At 41.7% G+C, this 21,722-nt stretch carries 20 protein-coding genes and 1 pseudogene; 13 read left to right on the plus strand and 8 right to left on the minus strand.

Annotated features, from left to right (window positions below):
- Positions 1-36: 36 nt before the first annotated feature.
- The 5 genes from BLL41_RS06415 to cypB all read left to right on the plus strand — a co-directional run bounded on the left by BLL41_RS06415 (position 37) and on the right by cypB (position 5,216).
- On the plus strand, positions 37-186 hold the full coding sequence (locus BLL41_RS06415; protein WP_004399102.1) for a YrzI family small protein: 150 nt from the start codon (positions 37-39) through the stop codon (positions 184-186).
- A gap of 156 nt (positions 187-342) precedes the next feature.
- Positions 343-501, plus strand: a complete 159-nt coding sequence (locus tag BLL41_RS22540; RefSeq protein ID WP_003229817.1) for a hypothetical protein — start codon at positions 343-345, stop codon at positions 499-501.
- Between the two features lie 188 nt (positions 502-689).
- Complete coding sequence (locus tag BLL41_RS06420; RefSeq protein WP_071577195.1) at positions 690-1,232, plus strand: class I SAM-dependent methyltransferase; 543 nt, start codon at positions 690-692, stop codon at positions 1,230-1,232.
- A 219-nt stretch (positions 1,233-1,451) separates the two neighbouring features.
- The gene (gene fatR / locus BLL41_RS06425) at positions 1,452-2,036 is read left to right on the plus strand and encodes a transcriptional regulator FatR (RefSeq protein WP_071577196.1); all 585 of its coding nucleotides are present in this window, start codon (positions 1,452-1,454) and stop codon (positions 2,034-2,036) included.
- Between the two features lie 15 nt (positions 2,037-2,051).
- A complete protein-coding gene (cypB, locus tag BLL41_RS06430; RefSeq protein ID WP_071577197.1) occupies positions 2,052-5,216 on the plus strand; it encodes a bifunctional cytochrome P450/NADPH--P450 reductase CypB in 3,165 nt (1,054 codons plus the stop codon).
- A gap of 246 nt (positions 5,217-5,462) precedes the next feature.
- Here the strand turns inward: cypB and BLL41_RS06435 are convergent, their stop codons facing one another.
- The 5 genes from BLL41_RS06435 to BLL41_RS06455 all read right to left on the minus strand — a co-directional run bounded on the left by BLL41_RS06435 (position 5,463) and on the right by BLL41_RS06455 (position 10,281).
- The gene (locus BLL41_RS06435; RefSeq protein ID WP_071577198.1) at positions 5,463-5,753 is read right to left on the minus strand and encodes a YrhK family protein; all 291 of its coding nucleotides are present in this window, start codon (positions 5,751-5,753) and stop codon (positions 5,463-5,465) included.
- 134 nt (positions 5,754-5,887) lie between these two features.
- A complete protein-coding gene (gene oatA, locus BLL41_RS06440) occupies positions 5,888-7,792 on the minus strand; it encodes a peptidoglycan O-acetyltransferase OatA (protein WP_071577199.1) in 1,905 nt (634 codons plus the stop codon).
- A gap of 112 nt (positions 7,793-7,904) precedes the next feature.
- Complete coding sequence (gene rsiV, locus BLL41_RS06445; RefSeq protein WP_071577200.1) at positions 7,905-8,762, minus strand: anti-sigma-V factor RsiV; 858 nt, start codon at positions 8,760-8,762, stop codon at positions 7,905-7,907.
- Entirely contained in the window at positions 8,762-9,262 is a 501-nt protein-coding gene (gene sigV, locus BLL41_RS06450; protein WP_071577201.1) for an RNA polymerase sigma factor SigV, read from the minus strand. The genes rsiV and sigV overlap by 1 nt, the downstream gene beginning before the upstream one ends.
- A gap of 191 nt (positions 9,263-9,453) precedes the next feature.
- Positions 9,454-10,281, minus strand: coding sequence for a TrmB family transcriptional regulator (locus BLL41_RS06455; protein WP_071577202.1), 828 nt, complete (start codon positions 10,279-10,281; stop codon positions 9,454-9,456).
- Between the two features lie 154 nt (positions 10,282-10,435).
- Here BLL41_RS06455 and BLL41_RS06460 point away from each other — a divergent pair, with 154 nt between their 5' ends.
- Positions 10,436-11,068, plus strand: coding sequence for a LysE family transporter (locus BLL41_RS06460; RefSeq protein WP_040082335.1), 633 nt, complete (start codon positions 10,436-10,438; stop codon positions 11,066-11,068).
- 103 nt (positions 11,069-11,171) lie between these two features.
- On the opposite strand, the gene BLL41_RS06465 is transcribed toward BLL41_RS06460, so the two are convergent.
- Entirely contained in the window at positions 11,172-12,560 is a 1,389-nt protein-coding gene (locus tag BLL41_RS06465) for an amino acid permease (protein WP_071577203.1), read from the minus strand.
- 38 nt (positions 12,561-12,598) lie between these two features.
- Positions 12,599-12,697 (minus strand): annotated as a pseudogene (locus BLL41_RS22545) (hypothetical protein); the annotation flags it as partial.
- A 650-nt stretch (positions 12,698-13,347) separates the two neighbouring features.
- Here BLL41_RS22545 and levR point away from each other — a divergent pair.
- From levR to sacC, 7 genes are all read left to right on the plus strand, one after another.
- Complete coding sequence (levR, locus tag BLL41_RS06470) at positions 13,348-16,155, plus strand: transcriptional regulator LevR (RefSeq protein ID WP_071577204.1); 2,808 nt, start codon at positions 13,348-13,350, stop codon at positions 16,153-16,155.
- Positions 16,156-16,344: 189 nt separating this feature from the next.
- Positions 16,345-16,785 carry a PTS fructose transporter subunit IIA gene (levD, locus tag BLL41_RS06475; protein ID WP_014664766.1) on the plus strand — a complete coding sequence of 147 codons (441 nt, stop codon included), beginning with the start codon at positions 16,345-16,347 and terminating at the stop codon, positions 16,783-16,785.
- A complete protein-coding gene (levE, locus tag BLL41_RS06480) occupies positions 16,785-17,273 on the plus strand; it encodes a PTS fructose transporter subunit IIB (protein WP_071577205.1) in 489 nt (162 codons plus the stop codon). Before levD ends, levE begins: the two co-directional genes overlap by 1 nt.
- Before the next feature lie 16 nt (positions 17,274-17,289).
- On the plus strand, positions 17,290-18,099 hold the full coding sequence (gene levF / locus BLL41_RS06485) for a PTS fructose transporter subunit IIC (protein WP_069839581.1): 810 nt from the start codon (positions 17,290-17,292) through the stop codon (positions 18,097-18,099).
- Between the two features lie 21 nt (positions 18,100-18,120).
- Complete coding sequence (gene levG / locus BLL41_RS06490; RefSeq protein WP_014114571.1) at positions 18,121-18,948, plus strand: PTS fructose transporter subunit IID; 828 nt, start codon at positions 18,121-18,123, stop codon at positions 18,946-18,948.
- Between the two features lie 116 nt (positions 18,949-19,064).
- Positions 19,065-19,196 (plus strand): hypothetical protein, encoded by a 132-nt coding sequence (locus BLL41_RS22985; RefSeq protein WP_256252387.1) that lies wholly within the window; start codon positions 19,065-19,067, stop codon positions 19,194-19,196.
- Positions 19,135-21,138 carry a levanase gene (sacC, locus tag BLL41_RS06495; protein WP_256252392.1) on the plus strand — a complete coding sequence of 668 codons (2,004 nt, stop codon included), beginning with the start codon at positions 19,135-19,137 and terminating at the stop codon, positions 21,136-21,138. The genes BLL41_RS22985 and sacC overlap by 62 nt, the downstream gene beginning before the upstream one ends.
- 42 nt (positions 21,139-21,180) lie before the next feature.
- Here the strand turns inward: sacC and yraA are convergent, their stop codons facing one another.
- Positions 21,181-21,690 carry a cysteine protease YraA gene (yraA, locus tag BLL41_RS06500; RefSeq protein ID WP_071577207.1) on the minus strand — a complete coding sequence of 170 codons (510 nt, stop codon included), beginning with the start codon at positions 21,688-21,690 and terminating at the stop codon, positions 21,181-21,183.
- Positions 21,691-21,722: the final 32 nt, after the last annotated feature.

Here is a 21,722-nt window from a genome sequence, read left to right on the forward strand (position 1 = left end):
TTTCGCTTGGTGCGGACTTTGAAAGGGGGTGAGCATATGACGATTAACCTATTCTTTTTAACGTTAACGATTAAAAAACGGTTTAAGAGCCTGGAAGAATTCGAACGAGAACAGCAGATTGAGCAGATTTATGATGAAATGAAAGAGTCTCAGCTAAAGCATCTTTATTTAACAAACTGGCGCTAAAAGCAATAAAAAAAACTGAAGGGGGAATGGCATATGCTTAGAAGGGAATTATTGATGCATTATACAATGGAGAAGGACCAAGTTTAGCGAAACAGCTGTCAAGAAAATGCGCGCCTGCATATAGTAAATCAACGTTATTGTGAGGCAGGTGATGGCATCATGAACGATTATCAAAAAAGGCTGCCGTCGATTGGCCATGGTTATGCGTCCATGCCGCATTCCTTCAAACATGGCTATGGAAATCCATTTCGACAGCAGAGGCTGATGGCAATGCAGCAGCAAAGGCTGTATGTATTTCCTTATCATTGGCATTAGAAAGAGGGCAGAAAACATTTTGTTTTCTGCTTTTTTTGCGGAAAAAAATGAAAAAGTTTAGTTCTATCGAAACATTTTTAGACACAATGCCGTCTAGTTGGTACCTTCCTTCCTTTTTAGAAAAGAAGATGATATTTATTTTTTGAATATAATAAATAAACATAGGAAACCAAAAGCAGGTGTTTAAAATGCTAGAAAATAGACTCTATACACGATCGAATCTTTGGAAATTATTTTCTCGGAAATATAAGCAAATCAAAACCATTGAGCATATGATGATTGACTCTATAGATATACAAGAAAATGACAGAATTTTAGAAATTGGAATCAGAAATGGCACTGTTTTTAAAAGCATAGTCAAGAAACTAGACAAGGGGAGCTTAAAAAGCATTGATCCTTCAAAGCGAAAGGTAAGGCAGATATCCCGTGCGAATCGAAAAAACATTGGGAAAGGGGAGGTTTTTCATGGCTATCCAGAGAACATTCCCTTTGATGACCGTATCTTTAATAAAGTGTTTTCTTTACATACGGTTCAGAGCTGCACCGATATTAGGCTTGCATTAAGAGAAATTTACAGGGTGCTTCAAATTGATGGCCGGTTTTACATCAGTATTGATGCAAATACCGGTGAAAAAGAGAAAACGTATATTCAACTGTTGAAAGACCAGCATTTCAGGGAAGTTTCTGTCATCAGGCGTGATTCCTGTCTATGTATTGTGGCTGTTAAATAAAAAATTTCTCGGGAAATATATCCAAGGTCCTCATATTAGGAATTGGGTATATTTTCTTAATTTTTTATTTTTTGCATATATTTTATATGAAAAAAAGTTTTTTTCATATAAACTTATAACAGAAGAAAGAACAAAGAGGTGATATCAGATAGGGCAGACATTCTTTATGAACAAAAGGAATGAATATTCATTCCGTAAACGAATCGGAGGTTGCATTACATGTTATCCGCATCCAGCAGTAAATACGACATGATTATGAAAGCGTCGGTCTCGCTTTTTACAGAAAGGGGTTTTGACGCTACCACTATTCCTATGATAGCTGAACGTGCTCATGTGGGAACAGGGACGATCTATCGTTATTTTGACAGCAAAGAAACACTCGTCAACGTACTGGTTCAAGAAAGCATTCAGCGATTTACAGAAAAGCTGAAGCGAGACATTTCGGAATTGCCTGTCAGAGAAGGCTTCCACCACGTATTTAGCTGTCTCGTTCAGTTTACGAAAGAGAGCGACTATGCGCTTTTTTTTCTTGAAACCAAAAAAGACGCTCATTACTTAAATCATACAAGCAAACAAATGATAGAAAATCTGACTCAAATGCTTGATGACTATTTTAATAAGGGAAAAGCGGAAGGCGTGATTCGCAGCCTGCCCTCTAACGTGTTAATTGCGATTGTATTAGGGGCGTTTCTCAAGATATATCAGCTCGTCCAAACAGGTGATATAGAGATGGACACTGATTTAATTACTGAATTGGAACAGTGCTGCTGGGATGCCATTAAGCTTCAATCATCACAAAAATAGGAAAGGGAGATGTCAATGAAACAGGCAAGCGCAATACCTCAGCCCAAAACATACGGACCTTTAAAAAATCTTCCGCATCTGGAAAAAGAACAGCTTTCTCAATCCTTATGGCGGTTAGCTGATGAATTGGGGCCGATTTTCCGTTTTGATTTTCCGGGAGTATCCAGTGTTTTTGTCTCGGGCCACAATCTTGTGGCTGAAGTGTGTGATGAAAGCCGCTTTGACAAGAACCTTGGCAAAGGTTTGCTAAAGGTGCGCGAGTTCGGCGGAGATGGCTTATTTACAAGCTGGACGCACGAACCGAACTGGCAAAAAGCGCACCGCATTTTGCTGCCAAGTTTTAGCCAAAAAGCGATGAAAGGCTATCATTCTATGATGCTGGATATCGCAACCCAGCTCATACAAAAATGGAGCCGCTTAAACCCCAATGAAGAAATTGACGTAGCAGACGATATGACACGTTTGACACTTGATACGATTGGGTTATGCGGGTTTAACTATCGATTCAACAGCTTTTACCGTGATTCGCAGCATCCGTTTATCACCAGCATGCTCCGTGCCTTAAAAGAGGCGATGAATCAATCGAAAAGACTGGGCCTGCAAGATAAAATGATGGTGAAAACGAAGCTGCAGTTCCAAAAAGATATAGAAGTCATGAACTCCCTTGTCGATAGAATGATAGCGGAGCGAAAGGCGAATCCGGATGAAAACATTAAGGATCTCTTGTCTCTCATGCTTTATGCCAAAGATCCAGTAACGGGTGAAACGCTGGATGACCAAAACATTCGATACCAAATCATCACATTTTTAATTGCTGGGCATGAAACGACAAGCGGGTTGCTTTCCTTTGCGATTTATTGTCTGCTTACACATCCGGAAAAGCTGAAAAAAGCTCAGGAGGAAGCGGATCGCGTGTTAACGGATGACACGCCTGAATATAAACAAATCCAGCAGCTCAAATACATTCGGATGGTTTTAAATGAAACCCTGAGACTGTATCCAACAGCTCCGGCTTTTTCTCTATATGCGAAGGAGGATACTGTTCTAGGCGGGGAATATCCGATCAGCAAAGGGCAGCCAGTCACCGTTTTAATTCCAAAACTGCACCGGGATCAAAACGCTTGGGGAGCGGATGCGGAAGCTTTCCGTCCGGAACGGTTTGAAGATCCTTCAAGTATCCCTCACCATGCGTATAAGCCATTTGGAAACGGCCAGCGCGCTTGTATCGGCATGCAGTTTGCTCTTCAAGAAGCGACAATGGTTCTCGGTCTTGTATTAAAGCATTTTGATTTGATAAACCATACTGGCTACAAACTAAAAATCAAAGAAGCATTAACAATCAAGCCGGATGATTTTAAAATTACTGTGAAACCGCGGAAAACAGCGGCAATCAATGTACAGCGAAGAGAACAGGCAGACATCAAAACAGAAACAAAGCCAAAAGAAACCCAACCTAAACACGGCACACCTTTACTCGTTCTTTACGGTTCAAACCTTGGGACAGCTGAGGGAATAGCTGGTGAACTGGCTGCTCATGGGCGCCAGATGGGCTTTACAGCTGAAACGGCTCCGCTTGATGATTACATCGGCAAGCTTCCTGAAGAAGGGGCAGTCGTCATTGTTACGGCTTCTTATAATGGGGCGCCGCCTGATAATGCCGCCGGCTTTGTAGAGTGGCTGAAAGAGCTTGAGGAAGGCCGATTGAAAGGCGTTTTCTATGCGGTATTCGGCTGCGGAAACCGAAGCTGGGCCAGCACGTATCAGCGGATTCCCCGCCTGATTGATGACATGATGAAAGCAAAGGGGGCAACGCGTTTAACAGCGATTGGGGAAGGTGACGCCGCTGATGATTTTGAAAGCCATCGCGAGTCTTGGGAAAACCGCTTCTGGAAGGAAACGCTGGACGCATTTGATATTAACGAAATAGCCCAGAAAGAAGACAGGCCTTCATTATCGATTACTTTTCTCAGTGAAGCGACGGAAACGCCGGTTGCCAAAGCTTATGGCGCGTTTGAAGGAATTGTATTAGAGAATCGAGAGCTCCAGTCAGCTGACAGTACGCGTTCCACCCGCCATATTGAATTGGAAATTCCGGAGGGTAAAACATATAAAGAAGGCGATCATATCGGAATCCTGCCGAAGAACAGCAGCGAGCTTGTTCAGCGGGTTCTCCGCCGATTCGGTTTGCAGTCCAATCATGTAATACAAATAAGCGGAAGCGCTCATATGGCTCACCTGCCGATGGATCGGCCGATTAAAGTAGCGGATTTACTGTCGTCCTATGTAGAGCTGCAGGAACCGGCTTCAAGGCTTCAGCTTCGGGAGCTGGCCTCTTATACAGTCTGTCCGCCGCATCAAAAAGAGCTGGAACAGCTCGTTTCAGATGATGGCACTTACAAAGAGCAGGTGCTTGCAAAACGTCTTACCATGCTTGATCTTTTAGAGGATTATCCTGCCTGCGAAATGCCGTTTGAGCAATTTTTAGCACTTTTGCCATCACTAAAACCGAGATACTATTCCATTTCAAGTTCACCGAAAGCCCATGCAAATATCGTGAGCATGACGGTAGGAGTTGTGAAAGCCTCAGCATGGAGCGGCCGAGGTGAATACCGGGGTGTCGCCTCTAATTATTTAGCAGAATTGAATACAGGTGATGCGGTAGCCTGTTTCATTCGTACGCCGCAGTCCGGATTCCAGATGCCGGATGACCCTGAAACGCCTATGATTATGGTCGGGCCGGGCACAGGAATTGCGCCATTCAGGGGCTTTATTTGGGCAAGATCTGTTTTGAAGAAGGAAGGAAGCCCCCTTGGTGAAGCACTTTTATACTTCGGCTGCCGGCGCCCGGACCATGACGATCTTTATAGAGAAGAGCTGGATCAAGCGGAACAGGACGGTTTGGTCACAATCCGCCGATGCTACTCACGCGTCGAAAACGAATCAAAAGGATATGTCCAGCACTTGCTCAAGCAAGATTCACAGAAATTGATGACACTCATTGAAAAAGGAGCTCATATTTACGTATGCGGTGATGGATCGCAAATGGCTCCTGACGTAGAGAAAACTTTGCGATTGGCATATGAAGCTGAAAAAGGTGCAAGTCAGGGTGAATCCGCCGATTGGCTGCAAAAGCTGCAAGACCAAAAACGTTATGTAAAAGACGTTTGGACAGGAATGTAATAAAAAATAAAATCCCGCCAATCTGATTGGCGGGATTGCTTTGCATGTGAGAAAACCGGCACGATAATGAAATCTACTGAAAAGGATGTTATAGGGAGTATCGTGCCGGCCTTATTATTCATATCGTCATACAGAGGCAAAAGTTTAGTTCTTTTTACCTTATTTTTAAAAATAAATAGTCTAAAAGTCTTGTTTTTGGTTTTCGGCTCAGGCTTTTGGCATTTTGTTCTTTCTTATTCCTTAAGATCAGTCATCTGTTGAAGATTGATGCTTGAATTGCCGTTCCACATGTTTACGGTAATGAAAGTCATGAATCAGCCGAATGGTCGGCCTGATTAACAGTAGCAAGCTTCCGATCGCAAACAGCCATATCCCTGTCGACATTAACCGGTCATAGAAAAAGAAAAAACTTCCAACGAGAAACATAGCACCGATGATAAAATCGTTTACTGTATAAAGAACCTTATATCGTTTTTTGAAAAAAAACTCATATCGTTTCAGCTCTTTTTGGATGTCATGTTCTTCATTTCCTTTCATTATCATCCCTCCATTCAATTTTGGCTTACCCTTACGTAAACGGCATGTAAACATAAGGGCTGCCTTGCTGAAAGAAGACATAATCAACGATCAGAAACTAAAGTAAAAAAGTGATCCGCATAGGATCTCTTTTTTTACGGTTTCATCGCCTGAACAATAAGAGCAGTCAAAGCTTTTGCCCCTTTAGGAACCAAGTGAACACCATCAGGGGTAAAATATTCCGGATGCTGAAGGGCTTCTGTATGCCAGTCAACTAACGTAACATTTTGATGTGCGCTTGCCTGGTGCTGTAAAGATTCATTAACCTTGCTTTCCCATTGGCGGGGAACCCGTGTATTGACAAGGTAGATATGGGCTTTGGAGAAAGATTGAAGCAGTTGTTCAATTTGGCTGTTTGTAAAGTAGCCATTGGTTCCAAGCTCAATGATGACAGCCTTGTTAGGCTGATTAAAAGACTTGTACTCCCTTGCGAGTTCCAAAGCTTGAGACATTTGTCTTCCCACCTTTCCATCAATCGTCACATTTGAAAGTGACTGACGCAGGTGTGAAGAAATATCAAGCATGACGGAATCTCCTATAGCTAACACTTCTTTCGCAGTGTCTGCGGGTTCTTTCGCCTGTTGAGATTGCGTGTCTTTCTTTTTATGAGTCTCTTGCCCATTATTTTTATTTTCCTTTTGTCCTTGCTTGGAGCTTGTTGTTTTTTGTTCAGGATTGTGTTTTTTATCTGCTGCAGCGTTCTTTTTATCCCCAGAAGCTTGGCTTGTGTCAGCATTTGTTTCTTGTGAGCTATAGGTCCATTTGGTAGGGTGCTTTTGCTCTCCGGCTAACCCTGACAGCCCTCCTGCAAAAATAAGTATAGCGAAAATGACGAAACCAATTGACATTTTGCTAATAACAGATGTCGTTTTCCATTCCTTGATTCTATGTATCAAAACATGGCTGAAAAATGATCTAAATCCCTGTGTCCGTATCGGCTTCTCAATAAAATGATAGGAAAGCTCGGCAAGTATACATGTCACAATGACCTTTAGCATGATATGCCAAAAAACAGGGTTTCCGATTTCTTGAACTGGTGTGCTTAACACAATAACAGGGTAGTGCCAAAGATAAATACCGTAAGACCTTGTTCCAAGCCACCGAAGCGGCCTCCATGAAAGCAGCTTGCCTAAAAAGCTGCTCGGATGGCAAACACATGCGATAAGGATTGCAGCAGTGATGCTAATGAATAGCATTCCGCCTCTGTAAAGAAAAGGCTCGTATTCATCTGTAAAATAGACACACAATACTAAAATACAAAATGCCAAAAATTCAGTGGCGTGCAAAGTGTGCTTTAGTTTGCTTGGCAGCCTGTTGGAAGACAGCCTTTTCATCGGCCATACCAAAGCCAAGGCGCATCCGATGAGAAGTTCAAACGAACGAGTGTCTGTGCCATAGTAGATGCGGCTCGGATCTCCGCCAGGTTCATACAGTATGCTCATCATCATGGCTGAACAAAGTGCAAGCAACGATATTACCGCAGCCAATCTGGCGCGGCTTTTCAATATGTACATTCCAAAAACGAAAAACATTGGCCATATGATATAAAATTGTTCTTCAATCGCCAGCGACCAAAGGTTTTTTAGAGGTGATGGGGAACCGAAACTATCAAAATATGATAGCTTGTGAAAAATAAACCACCAATTGCTCATATAAAAGAGAGAAGAGATCGCATCCCCGCGTACAGTATGCAATAGTTCTCGGTCAAACAATACGACCCAAACAACAGTGGAAAAAATCATAAGGTAAGCCGCTGGCAGAAGCCGTCGAATGCGGCGCACCCAAAAGTCCCGAAAATCAAGATTGATATCATTTCCATATGCCGGCAATAGAATGGAGGTAATCAAATATCCGGATAAAACAAAAAAGATATCGACTCCGATAAAGCCTCCGTTAGCCCAATTAAAATTTAGATGATAAGCGATAACTGACAGAACGGCAAATGCCCGAAGGCCATCAAGTCCAGGGATGTATCGATGATGCTGTGTCTTGTGATACATGGGTATTCCTCCAATAGTATGCAAATATTCTCGTTGTTTTTGATAGCGAGGTTACGACCTCAAATAGAAAAGAGAGAAAACATCCATAATCTAAGATGGATGTTTTTTTATTTTATCGAATATAACGTTCTCCCACGAGCAAGTTTGAAATGACGCTGGTTGGAATTTTAAACTCGGTAACGCCCATATAGCCGGGGGCGACTTCATATTCGTCAAATGAGATCACAAGTTTATGGTCCTCAGTAATATAAAACGTTTGATCAGGAAGAATCGTTTTGAACGGTTCAGCATCTTCGTCAGTGAGCCAATATATTTTATTAGGATCTTCCTTCATTTGCTGTTTCATTTGCTTTTTGATGTTTTGACTGATGACTTTGATATAGCGCTCATCTTTGAATAAGCTTTTTAATGTAAGTAAAATATCATTCTTTTTGTCAATCGTAATATAACGGCTTTGTGTGTAGGAAGATGCTTGTGTTGTTTCAATATTGCGCCGGATAGAGAGCAAATCTGGCGTGTCTGTGACAGTCTCGTAATCACTGTAGATGCTGAGATGCCCTTTTTTGTTTTTGGATGTGGATTGTATAAACTCTTTATACAGCTGCTGGCTTTCTTTCAAGTATTTCTCGTTAATGCTGTTTTCAAGCTCTTTATTAGAAAGTCCGGACAAAGCAGGTGTTTTGACATCAATGCTTGATTGGTCTTTTTCCTCTTTGATTTCAATAAAGGTGATCGCTTTGACGATTTTGCCGATGACAGGGATCTTAGACATAGCCTGAGCAGCGTCAGGGTTGATATTCACAAGCGCAGTGAATAAAATAGCTGCAGCAATTGCTGCTGATGTCGGCCACATGACGATTTTTTTCTTTTTTGGTTCTTGCTGAAGGGCTTTTTCAACAATGATCTCCAATTCTTTAGGAATCGGAACATTTTTATATTCTTCTCTTAATTGCTGTAATCTCTTATCCATTAAGAAAGATCCTCCTTCGTCAACTGAATGCGCATCAGCTTCAATGCTCTGTATAGGCGCGTTTTGACGGTATTCGTGTTTTCTCCTGTAATTTCCGCAATTTCTTCTAATTTGAGGTCTTCAAAAAAACGTAAAATAATAATGGTTTTATAGCGGTAAGGCAATTCGTCAAGCGCTTCATGGAGATCAGTATCCTTGTAATGGTCTTCTTTTCCCTTGCTTAAAAATTCTATCGTTTCGTCGTCCATCACTCTTATCTTTTTTTGTTTGCGCAAAAAATCAATAGCTGTCCGCACCAAAATTTTATAAAACCAGCTTTTTATCGTCTCAGGGTTTCTGACCGTTTCAACTGAGCTCAGCGCTTTTTTTATCGATTCCTGAACAATATCTAATGCGTCATCTTGATTTTTCACATAACTGAAAGCCAACCTGTAGAAATCTTGCTTATGATCAGTTATGCATGCGACAAGCAACGCTTTTGTTGTTTGTTTTTTCTTCATTGCAATAAAGGGCTCCTTTTTGAATATACGTATATCGTAGGCTGTTACCTAGGATAGACGCGGAAAGCTGAAAAATAGTTTGCGCAGAATCACATTTTTTAAAAGAAGTAAATCAGCATGGTGGGTTTATGCATAAAAAAACAAGGCTTGTTTTGTACAAGCCTTGTTTTTGGGTTAAACGATGCCAAACGCTATTCCAAATAATGTTTTTTGAAATCAGAGTGGATAGAAAATTTACGGCGCAACTGGATGAGATTTTTCCCGAAGCTTTCTTCTAAAAGCTCTCTATGCTTTTTCAGAATTTCCATGAGGTACAGATCATGAATGATCACTTCAGTAATAGGCATGACTAAACCTACATGCATCGTCCATGCAGCACGGCTGTCGTTGCCAAGTGAGACAATGCCCGCAACTACTTCTGAATCATCTCCGCTATAGACAAGCCACCGTCCATCATACTCTTCTGTAATTTCACTGCTCATATCATGCAGGTAAACAGTGGCAAAATCAGATACGATGTCTCCGTATGCAATAATGGTGACAATGACGCCTTGATTTGCCGCCTGTTTTAGCTCTGATTCTATCTCCTCAAAATCCTCTTTCCATATTTCTAAGAGGATTCTTTTTTTGGCGGATAAGATACAGGCCTTCACCTTTTCAAGAATTTCACTGCGGCCGGTGATATTCCAGATGTTTTCCCGGTCATTTGCAGTCTGCTCAAACTTTTCAAAATACTTTTCAGCCTGATCAAAATGCTCTTCCGCCTTGATCCGGCGGTTTTTAATCAGTTCTTTCGCGGGAACAGGAACATACTGAGGCGTATTTCCATGACTGACAAAAACATCTCCTCTGATGACAAGGCTTTCCAGGACTTCATAAATTTTAGAACGGGGCACTCCGGATTTTTTGGCAACGGCATAGCCTGTTAAAGGTGATTCTTGCAATAACGCCAAATAAGCTTTCGACTCATATTCTGTAAAATTGAGGTTTTTTAAAATGTCTAACATATTTTCCTTCATATATCCTCCAATATAAAGAGCAATCACTGCCTTTGTAATCGCTATTTTAACAAACCATATTGATTTATTCCAAACGCATTGATACAATTTTTATAAGTAGTTACTTTTGTAGTCACTATATGATTGAGGGGATATTTTAAAGGGGGAGAGAACAATGCACAGCTTACTCGCATACATACCGATCGCTGCCATGATGGTTATTATGCCGGGCGCTGATACGATGCTTGTGATGAAAAATACGCTTCGATATGGCCCGAAAGCCGGACGTTATAACATTCTCGGATTGGCAACAGGACTTTCCTTTTGGACGGTGATTGCCATTTTAGGATTATCGGTGGTGATTGCAAAGTCAGTGATTCTTTTCACAACGATCAAATATTTGGGAGCGGCGTACTTAATTTATTTAGGTGTAAAAAGTTTTTTTGCTAAAAGTATGTTTTCGTTAGATGACATGCAGTCTCAAACAAAAAATATGGCAAGTTCTCCGAAACGTTATTATAAAACTTCCTTTATGCAGGGATCACTCAGTAACATTCTTAATCCTAAAACTGTTTTAGTGTATGTTACAATCATGCCCCAATTTATCAATTTGAACGGAAATATAAACCAGCAGCTCATTATTTTAGCTTCCATCCTAACCTTATTAGCGGTGTTGTGGTTTCTGTTCCTTGTTTATATTATTGATTACGCGAAAAAATGGATGAAAAACTCGAGGTTCCAGAAAGTGTTTCAAAAAATAACCGGAATGATATTAGTAGGTTTCGGCATCAAAACTGGTTTGAGTTAAGAATCAGGGTTGAAAGAAATTTGAAACCAAATAAATATTCAAGCTTCATTTAGTGTTTGATCCATAAAAAAAAGACAAGGGAGTGAGTATCCCTTGTCTTTTTTTAATTCATCTGATGTCCTCCGCGGGTTTGCACCTTATACAAAATAATCAATAAAACAAACCAGACCGGGGTGACAAACAAAGCAACACGTGTATCATTCGCCAGTGCCAATACGACAAGAATGAATGCGAGAAATGCAAGTGTTAAATAGTTGGATAATGGATAAAAAGGCATTTTAAATTTGTTTGCCTTCGCTTCATGCTGCCATGTTTTTCGATATTTCAAATGGCAAATCACCGTGATGCCCCAAATAAAAATGAAGCATATTGTAGAAACACTTGTAATCAGTGTAAAGACTTGCTCAGGCATTAAATAATTCAGACTAACGCCAATCAGAATGGCGATGGTTGAAAAGAACAGCGCATTGCTTGGAACGTTGGAAGAAGTCAATTTCTTTAATAGTCCAGGTGCGTGACGATCCTTTGCAAGTGAATAGACCATTCGGCTTGTGCTGAATAAAGCGCTATTGGCAGCTGATGCGGCTGATGTTAATACAACAAAATTGATCAAACTGGCAGCCGCAACGATGCCCACAGCAGAGAAGACCTGAACAAATGGGCTTTCGTTTGGATTCAACACATTCCAAGGATAGATACACATAATCACGAAAAGTGCGCCAACATAAAATAGTAAAATCCGGACAGGGATTTGATTGATAGCTTTAGGGATCACTTTTTGGGGATTTTCTGTTTCACCTGCTGTCAGTCCAACAAGTTCAATACCCACGAAAGCGAAGACGACCATTTGGAACGATAGGATAAACCCATGCCATCCATTTGGGAACATGCCGCCGTGGCTCCAAAGGTTGGTAAGGCTGGCAGGGCCGGAAGCTGCGGAAAAACCTTTCGCAATCAGGAAAATGCCAGTTACGATCAGAGCCAGTATGGCAATGACTTTGATCAATGCAAACCAAAATTCTAATTCTCCGAAAAGTTTAACGGTGGCAAGGTTCATGATCAGCAGGATAATAAGCGCAAGAAGGCCGGGCAGCCATTGAGGCACATCGGGCAGCCAATATTGCGTATAAATGCCGACCGCCGTTAAATCAGCCATCGCGAGGGAAATCCAGCAGAACCAGTAGGTCCACCCAGTGATAAATGCTGCCATGTTTCCTAAATAGTCCCTTACAAAATCAACAAAAGAGTGGTATCCCGCATTTGATAAGAGCAGTTCTCCGAGCGAACGCATAATGAAAAAGCAAAATACGCCGGTGATCAAGTAAGCAAATAAAATGGAAGGTCCTGCAAAATGGATGGATTTACCTGATCCTAAAAATAAACCTGTACCGATTGCACCTCCAATCGCCATTAATTGTATATGCCTGTTTTTAAGGCCTCTAGACAATTTCTGTTGCTGGCCAAAATTGTCTTTGCTAGAATTGCCTATCAATTTTATTTTCCTCCAATAATAAAAAGATGAGTAAAGTTTTATCGGATATTATAACATTTAAAAGAATAGATGCTTTTATTTTTAAATTTTAAAACTATTTTAAGTTTACGAATAAAATAAGCTGTTACATGTCTAGTTTTATTTTAACTTGCAAGTTCTATTGAATAGCAGAATAAACAGGAACGTCATTTGGACGATCTGATAGGCTCTTTTTTAATAGGTATCGATTTGGATCATTGTACGCCCGCTATAATGGTGGCCTGCAGGGGATATCGGAGATTTTTCTATCTTGGGCTGAATGGCTGCAAGAAATTATCATTATTTATTCTTTGCTGATGGAGATAAGGGTTTTAAGTTACCGATTCATTAACTTTCCAGATGTATTGTAATAATGAAGAAGTTTTGCATATCGTGATACTGCGGCGAACACATAGAGTGACCGCCCTTTTTTATTGTGAATGAATCTCCCGGGGATATTTAGGGAATTTGTCCTGAGCTATTAGGTTCATTTTTTGTCATTGGTGATTTTGACATCATTACATTCCTCAAGAATGATAAACTATTTACTGATTATTACTTTTGAAGGGGACTGCCCTTAAGAACTGCGAATCTATCATACTAAGATGAGATGCAAATGATTCGAAATGTAAACATATACGCATAAAAGTCAGCTTTGTCAATCTGCTATAGAGACCTTTTTGAACGGTGCGGATCATCTCAAGGCGGACTATAAAGTTCGGAATATTCTTGTTAAAGGCTTATCTAATAAGGACAAAGGATGATAGACGTGAAAAGAATAGATAAAATATACCATCAGCTCATGCATAATTTTCATGATTCAACCTTAGATCATCTTTTAAAAATACAAGGGAATTCAGCAAAGGAAATTGCTGAGCAGTTGAAAATGGAGCGGTCCAATGTCAGCTTTGAACTGAACAATCTTGTCCGGACCAAAAAGGTCATCAAAATTAAAACGTTTCCTGTGCGCTACATCCCAGTCGAGATAGCAGAAAAGGTATTCAACAAGAAATGGGATACAGAGATGATGGAAGTGAAAGACCTTAAGGTGTTTTCTGGGGATTTAAAACAGAATCATCAACACATTTCCACGAATCCTCTAGAGCTTATGATTGGGGCAAAAGGGAGTTTGAAGAAAGCGATCTCCCAGGCAAAAGCAGCTGTCTTTTATCCGCCTAGCGGTCTGCATATGCTCCTCCTAGGGCCGACTGGTTCCGGTAAATCCCTTTTTGCGAACCGAATTTACCAGTTTGCCATTTACTCTGACATTTTGAAGGCCGGCGCACCATTTATTACATTTAACTGTGCAGATTACTACAACAACCCTCAATTATTGCTTTCTCAATTATTCGGACACAAAAAAGGTTCATTTACAGGTGCCGCCGAGGATAAGGCAGGTTTAGTCGAACAGGCCAATGGGGGCATTCTGTTTATGGATGAAATCCACCGTCTCCCACCTGAGGGACAGGAAATGCTGTTTTATTTTATTGACAGCGGTTCTTATAACAGGCTTGGGGAATCTGAACATAAACGAACATCGAACGTATTGTTTATTTGTGCGACTACAGAAAATCCAAGTTCTGCCCTATTGAAAACATTTTTGCGAAGAATCCCAATGACCATTCATATTCCTTCGCTCGAAGAACGATCGCTTAAAGAAAGAGTGGATCTGACAACGTTTTTATTAGGGAAAGAAGCAGAGCGGATTAAGAAAAATCTCAGTGTGCACATCGATGTCTATAATGCGCTAATTCATTCTGCGAAATTTGGGAATGTCGGACAGCTGAAATCAAATGTCCAGTTAGTTTGCGCACACGGTTTTTTGCATAACCTTGACAGAAATGAGGTTATTGAATTGACTGTTCGGGATCTGCCTGATGAAATCAAGCAAGAATGGATGTCCAGCAGCAAAAACATGCAAAGAAGCAAAGCCATTTCCGAATATGTCAATATTACAACGATTATCTCTCCGATTGTAGAAGATGAAACAACAAAAATTGACGAAGACCTCTCCTTTAACTTATATCATTTGATCGAGGAAAAAGTAAAAACGCTTATGAAAGAAGGTTTATCCAAAAAGGATATTAACCAATACATCTTGACTGATGTCCATTTGCATGTCAGAAGTTTTTTTCATCATCAAGCCTTTCAAAAGGACAGCCTGCTGACATTCGTTGAAGATGACGTGATTCAAATGACAAAACAGTTAAAAGAAATAGCTGAGCATGAGCTGGATTGCACATTTGACCGTAAATTTGTTTATTTCTTGAGTATGCATATTGACGCATTTTTAAAGCGCGGAAAGCAAATTGATGTTTTAAATACACAGGAGACGGATGAAATTCGTGATACTCACGTGAAAGAATATCGGGTGGCGATGATTTTTAAAGATAAAATGCAGGAATATTTTAAAGTGGCTATTCCTGAAATAGAAGTCATCTACTTAACGATGTTAATCCATTCCATCAAATCGTTAAAAGAGAACAAAAGAGTCGGAATTATCGTTGCTGCTCATGGAAACAGCACGGCGAGTTCAATGGTTGAAGTTGCGACAGAACTGTTAGGGAGCACGCCGATTGCAGCAGTCGATATGCCGCTTTCTGTTTCACCTTCGGACATTCTCGAATGCGTAGCAGAAAAAATGAAACAGGTTGATGAAGGCGAAGGTGTGTTAATGCTGGTAGATATGGGCTCGCTTGCGATGCTGGAAAGCAGGCTGGAGGAAAAGACAGGCATTGCCATCAAAACGATCAGCAATGTTACGACCTCAATGGTGCTGGATGCTGTCAGAAAGGTCAACTATTTGAATTTGAATTTGCATGCGATCTATCAATCTGTTACGAAGGATTTTATCGAGTTATGGGAGCGCCAGCCAGCGGCAGCCGGCAAAAAGAAGGCATTGGTCTCCATCTGCACGACAGGCAGCGGAACGGCCAAAAAGCTGGAAGACATTTTAACCACGATCGTAAACAAGGCCTCCGATACCCCGATTCACATATTGACCGTATCATCGATTAAACTGGCCAACAGCATAAAAGAAATCGAAAAAGAGTATGAAATCCTTGCCACAGTCGGAACGAAAGACCCTAAAATTAATGCTCCGCATGTATCCTTAGAAGTGTTAATAGAAGGGGAGGGAGAGAAGCTGATTCAACAGGCGATTACAAAAGGAAGCATTCCCTTGAGCAATGGATTAAACGAAGCAAATATTATTGTCAGGGAGCTTTGCGAAGATAGCTTGAAAAAGTATCTTGTCTTCTTAAATCCCCATCATGTGACCGAGATGTTAGCAGAGTGGCTGCAAACCGTTCAAGATGAGCTGGGTGTCATTTTTAATAATGCCGTTTTGATCAAAGTCATTATGCATACGGCTTTCGCCTTTGAAAGGGTAATTAAGCAGAATCCGATCGCTTTTTCGGAGGAAGAAGAAATCAATGATCAGCTGAAAGAAATGGTGATCGTGACAGAGCGGACACTGGCCCCTTATGAAGAAAAGCTCGGACTTTGCATAAGTGATGATGAAAAATTATTTATAGCCGCCATATTTGCTGAAGAAGTGCATGGCCATCTGTTTTAAAAACAGTTTTTTCATATGAACCTGTATTAAATGGAACACCATTTTAATACAGGTTTATTTTTTTCGTTTTAAGTGTTTCAACAACAAACTGTGATTGGCTGAAATAACAATGAAAACGCTTAACACAACTGTGTTGGCACGATCCTTGCATTATATATGGATGTACAAAACAGGAAAGGAGCAATAGATATGATTTCAGTTATAATCAGTGGTCATGGAGATTTTCCCATAGCATTAAAAGAGTCTTCAGGGATGATATTCGGTGAAGAAAACAACCTGATTGCAGTGCCGTTTTTTAAAGGGGAAGGGATTCAAACGCTGCAGGAAAAATATCATCAGGCGCTTAAGGATATTCCGGAAGAGCATGAAGTGCTTTTTTTAGTTGATATTTTTGGAGGGACGCCATATAACGCGGCAGCTTCCATCATTGCTGAGGATCAAAGAATGGATATGGCAGCCGGCGTAAACCTGCCGATTCTGCTGGAGGTATTAAGCTTGAGAGAACATCTGGCTCTCAAAGCTTTGCTGAACAACTTAAAAGCAATGAGTCAGCAAAGCTTTCAAGTGTGCAGTGAGCATTTAGAAAAAGTAAAAACAGCCAATCAAGATACAAGAGAGGATGAATTATGATGAACATTGTGTTAGCAAGAATTGATGACCGCTTTATTCACGGCCAAATCCTGACAAGGTGGATTAAAGTACATGCGGCCGACCGAATCATCGTTGTCTCCGATGATGTTGCTCAGGACGAAATGAGAAAAACGCTGATCCTTTCTGTTGCGCCTTCAAATGTAAAGGCGAGTGCCGTCTCGGTTTCTAAAATGGCGAAAGCCTTTCATAGTCCGCGCTATGAAGGAGTAACAGCAATGCTCTTGTTTGAAAATCCGTCCGATATTGTATCCCTTATAGAAGCAGGCGTACCGATCAAAACCGTAAACGTCGGGGGAATGCGTTTTGAAAATCACCGCAGGCAAATCACAAAATCAGTCAGTGTCACAGAGCAAGATATAAAGGCATTTGAAACATTAAGTGACAAGGGCGTGAAACTGGAATTAAGGCAGCTGCCTTCAGATGCCAGTGAAGATTTTGTACAGATATTACGGAACGTAACAAAATAATCAAGGGGATGAGAAAATGTCTTCATTACAAATTATTTTGTTGTTAGTCATTGCAGCAATCACCGGAATCGCAAGTGTATTGGATGAAGGGCAGACACACCGGCCGCTTGTGGCCTGCACGCTAGTTGGCTTGGTGCTGGGGGACTTAAAAACGGGGATTATTCTTGGAGGCACACTGGAGCTGATGGCGCTCGGCTGGATGAACGTCGGGCTTGCCATGGCGCCTGATACGGCGATCGCCTCTGTCATCTCAACCATTTTAGTTATTACCGCTGATCAGGGAATTGGCGAAGGGATTGCTGTCGCTGTTGCTTTGGCAGCTGCGGGTCAGGCGCTGACGATTTTTGTTCGGACGATCACTGTCTTTTTCATTCACCGCGCTGACAAATATGCAAAAGAAGGAAATATAAAAGGAATTGAAATTATGCATATTACCGCAATGGTGTTTCAAGCTTTGCGCGTCATGATTCCTACATTGATTGTCGCTTTGATTAGTGTCAGCGCTGTTCAGGCGTTCCTGGGAAATATTCCTGATGTCATTACAAAAGGACTGCAAATAGGCGGAGGCATTATTGTGGTTGTCGGGTATGCCATGGTGATCAATATGATGAATATTCCTTATTTAAAGCCATTTTTCTATATCGGTTTCTTATTAGCGGCGTTTACCGATTTTAACTTAGTGGGATTCGGAGCCCTTGGTCTCTGTCTGGCGCTTTTATACCAGCAGATGATGCAAAAACAAAGCGCTCACGGAGCAGTTGCGGCCGCATCAGACAGTGGCAGTGTTGCTGTTTATGATGACGATGATGATGATCTTGATGCCTAAACAATGAGGGGGGATGAAAAAATGGAGAAAGAAAAACGATTAACGAAAAAAGAAATTTTCAGCATGTTTATTCGTTCAAATTTTTTGCTCGGTTCCTTTAACTTCGAACGTGTGCAGGCAATGGGATATTGTTACGTCATGATACCAGCGATCAAAAAATTGTACGGTCCTGGAGCGAAAAGAAACGAAGCCTTGCAGCGTCATTTGGAATGGTTTAATACACACCCGTGGCTGACAGCGCCTATATTTGGCGTGACGGCAGCCATGGAAGAAGAAATGGCGAACAATAAAGGAATTGATGGAAAAGCGATAAGCGGAATGAAAATCGGTTTAATGGGGCCAATAGCGGGTGTAGGCGACCCCATTTTCTGGGGAACGATTCGCCCGGTCTTAGCTGCCTTAGGAGCCTCCCTTGCTTTAGGAGGAAACATTGCCGGCCCTTTGCTATTCTTTTTCTTGCTGAATGCCATAAGATTAAGCACAAAATATTACGGATTAAAGTATGGCTATGTGAAAGGAATGGAGATTCTTCAAGATTTAGCGGGGAATCGCATTCAAAAGCTTACAGAGGGCGCTTCGATTCTCGGGTTATTTGTTATGGGGGCCCTCGTGTCCAAATGGACCACCATCAACATTCCAATCGTTGTATCCAGGATTAAGGATGAAAGCGGAAAAGTAGATGTTCAAACGGTACAAAATGTGTTAGACAGCATTATGCCGGGTGCGCTGCCGCTCGGATTAACGTTATTAGTGGCTTGGATGCTGCGCAAAGGGGTGAACCCTCTTCTCATTATTTGCGGCATCTTTATCATCGGGATTCTCGGGTATTGGGCTGGATTCTTAGCATAAGCTGTGTGAAGGAAGAAGAGAGAAACTGCAGCAGTCTTTTGAGATATAAATTATTCGGATAACAGCGAAACAGAGGAGAATTTCCAGAAACGGACCAGCTTGCGCAGCAGTCTCTCTTGAAAGTGTTCAAACATGAAGAGAGGAGCGAAGGAACAAATGAAAAAGAAACTTATTCAAGTCATAATCATGTTCACCCTGCTGTTGACTATGGCATTTTCGGCGGATGCAGCCGATTCAAGCTACTATGATGAGGATTACCGTCCTCAATATCACTTCACACCGGAGGCAAACTGGATGAATGATCCAAACGGAATGGTATATTATGCGGGGGAATATCACTTGTTCTATCAATACCATCCTTACGGGCTTCAGTGGGGGCCCATGCATTGGGGGCATGCCGTCAGCAAAGATTTGGTTACATGGGAGCACCTTCCTGTTGCGCTGTATCCGGATGAAAAAGGCACGATCTTTTCTGGAAGCGCAGTTGTAGATCAAAATAACACAAGCGGTTTTCAAACAGGCAAAGAGAAGCCGCTTGTGGCCATTTATACACAGGATCGGGAAGGCCATCAAGTGCAAAGTATAGCCTATAGCAATGACAAAGGCAGAACATGGACGAAATACGCAGGCAACCCTGTCATTCCAAACCCGGGTAAAAAAGATTTTCGCGATCCAAAAGTCTTTTGGTATGAGAAAGAGAAAAAGTGGGTGATGGTACTGGCAGCTGGTGACCGAATTCTCATGTATACATCAAAAAATCTGAAGCAGTGGGCGTATGCAAGTGAATTTGGACAGGGACAAGGAAGCCACGGGGGAGTATGGGAATGTCCGGATTTATTTGAACTGCCGGTAGATGGCAAACCGAATCAAAAAAAATGGGTCTTGCAAGTCAGTGTCGGAAACGGAGCGGTTTCGGGAGGGTCAGGCATGCAATATTTCGTAGGGGACTTTGATGGAACTCATTTTAAAAATGAAAACCCGTCAGACAAAGTTCTCTGGACGGATTACGGCAGAGACTTTTACGCAGCTGTATCCTGGTCCGATATTCCATCCAGAGACGGCCGGCGGCTTTGGTTAGGTTGGATGAGCAATTGGCAATATGCGAATGATGTTCCGACATCCCCATGGAGAAGTGCAGCGTCTATTCCAAGAGAGTTAAAATTGAAAGCGTTTACTGACGGGGTTAGAGTTATCCAAACACCAGTAAAAGAGCTGGAAGCTATTCGCGGGACCTCTAAGAAGTGGAAGAATCTGACCATATCGCCTGCAAGTCATAATGTGTTAACGGGGCTATCTGGAGATGCCTATGAAATAAATGCAGAATTTAAAGTAAGCCCTGGTTCAGCTGCTGAATTTGGTTTTAAGGTCCGAACAGGAGAAAAGCAATTTACGAAAGTCGGCTATGACCGAAGGAACGCCAAACTGTTCGTTGACCGGAGCAAGTCGGGCAACGTCACCTTTAATCCGGCCTTTGACACCGGAAATGAAACAGCACCGCTGAAGCCGGTAAATGGAAAGGTTAAGATGCGCATTTTTGTTGACCGCTCCTCGGTTGAAGTATTTGGGAATGACGGACAGCAGGTCATAACAGATGTCATTCTACCAGATCGATCAAGCAAAGGGCTTGAATTATATGCTGCAAATGGAGGTGTAAAGGTAAAATCTTTAGAGATACACCCTTTAAAAACGGTATGGGGAACGTCACCTTTTATGTCCAATGTAACCGGCTGGACGACGGTAAATGGCACGTGGGCCGACACAATTGAGGGAAAACAAGGGCGGTCGGATGGCGATTCCTTTATCTTGTCTTCAGCATCCGGGTCAGACTTCACCTATGAATCTGATATCACCATTAAGGATGGAAACGGAAGAGGGGCGGGAGCGCTTATGTTTCGCTCTGACAAAGATGCCAAAAACGGTTATCTTGCCAACGTGGATGCGAAGCATGACTTGGTGAAATTCTTTAAATTTGAGAACGGTGTTGCTTCTGTCATTGCTGAATACAAAACGCCGATAGACGTGAATAAAAAGTATCATCTGAAAACTCAGGCTGAGGGCGATCATTTTAAAATCTATTTAGATGATCATCTTGTGATCGATGCGAATGATTCCACATTCTCAGAAGGTCAATTTGGCTTGAATGTGTGGGACGCGACTGCTGTCTTTCAGAATGTAAACAAGAAGCCTTAATGTAGGAAAAAGGCACAGACCTGAACAGTCTGTGCCTTCTCGTTATTTCAACAAATTTAATGATTCGCGGTTAAATGCTTCCAAATCATCAGGTGTTCTGCTTGTGACAATGTTGTGGCTGACGACTACTTCTGCATCTTTGTAGTTTGCCCCGGCATTGATTAAATCTTTGCGGATGCTGCGGTAGCCTGTGATATCTTTGCCTTTCAGAAGATCCGTATCAATCAGTACTTGCGGGCCGTGGCAAATAGCGAAAACAGGTTTTTCATTTTCGACAAATGCTTTCGCAAATTCACCCGGACGGTCATCTGCACGAAGCAAATCCGGAGAGAATCCTCCAGGAATTAAAAGTGCATCAAATTCACTAGCATCCACATCAGAGATGGCTTTGTCAATCTTTACTTTCTCGCCATGCTTGCCGGTAACTTCTTTGCCGGCTTCCAAATCGATAGCCACGACATTGTAGCCAGCTTCCTCGTATGCTTTTACCGGACTTGTATATTCGATATCTTCGAATTGGTCTGTCACAAGAACTGCGATTTTTTTGCTCATAAAAACCCTCCTAATAACTCTCTAATTATAGA

Source organism: Bacillus sp. FMQ74 (assembly GCF_001875785.1).
GTDB classification, from domain to species: domain Bacteria; phylum Bacillota; class Bacilli; order Bacillales; family Bacillaceae; genus Bacillus; species Bacillus stercoris.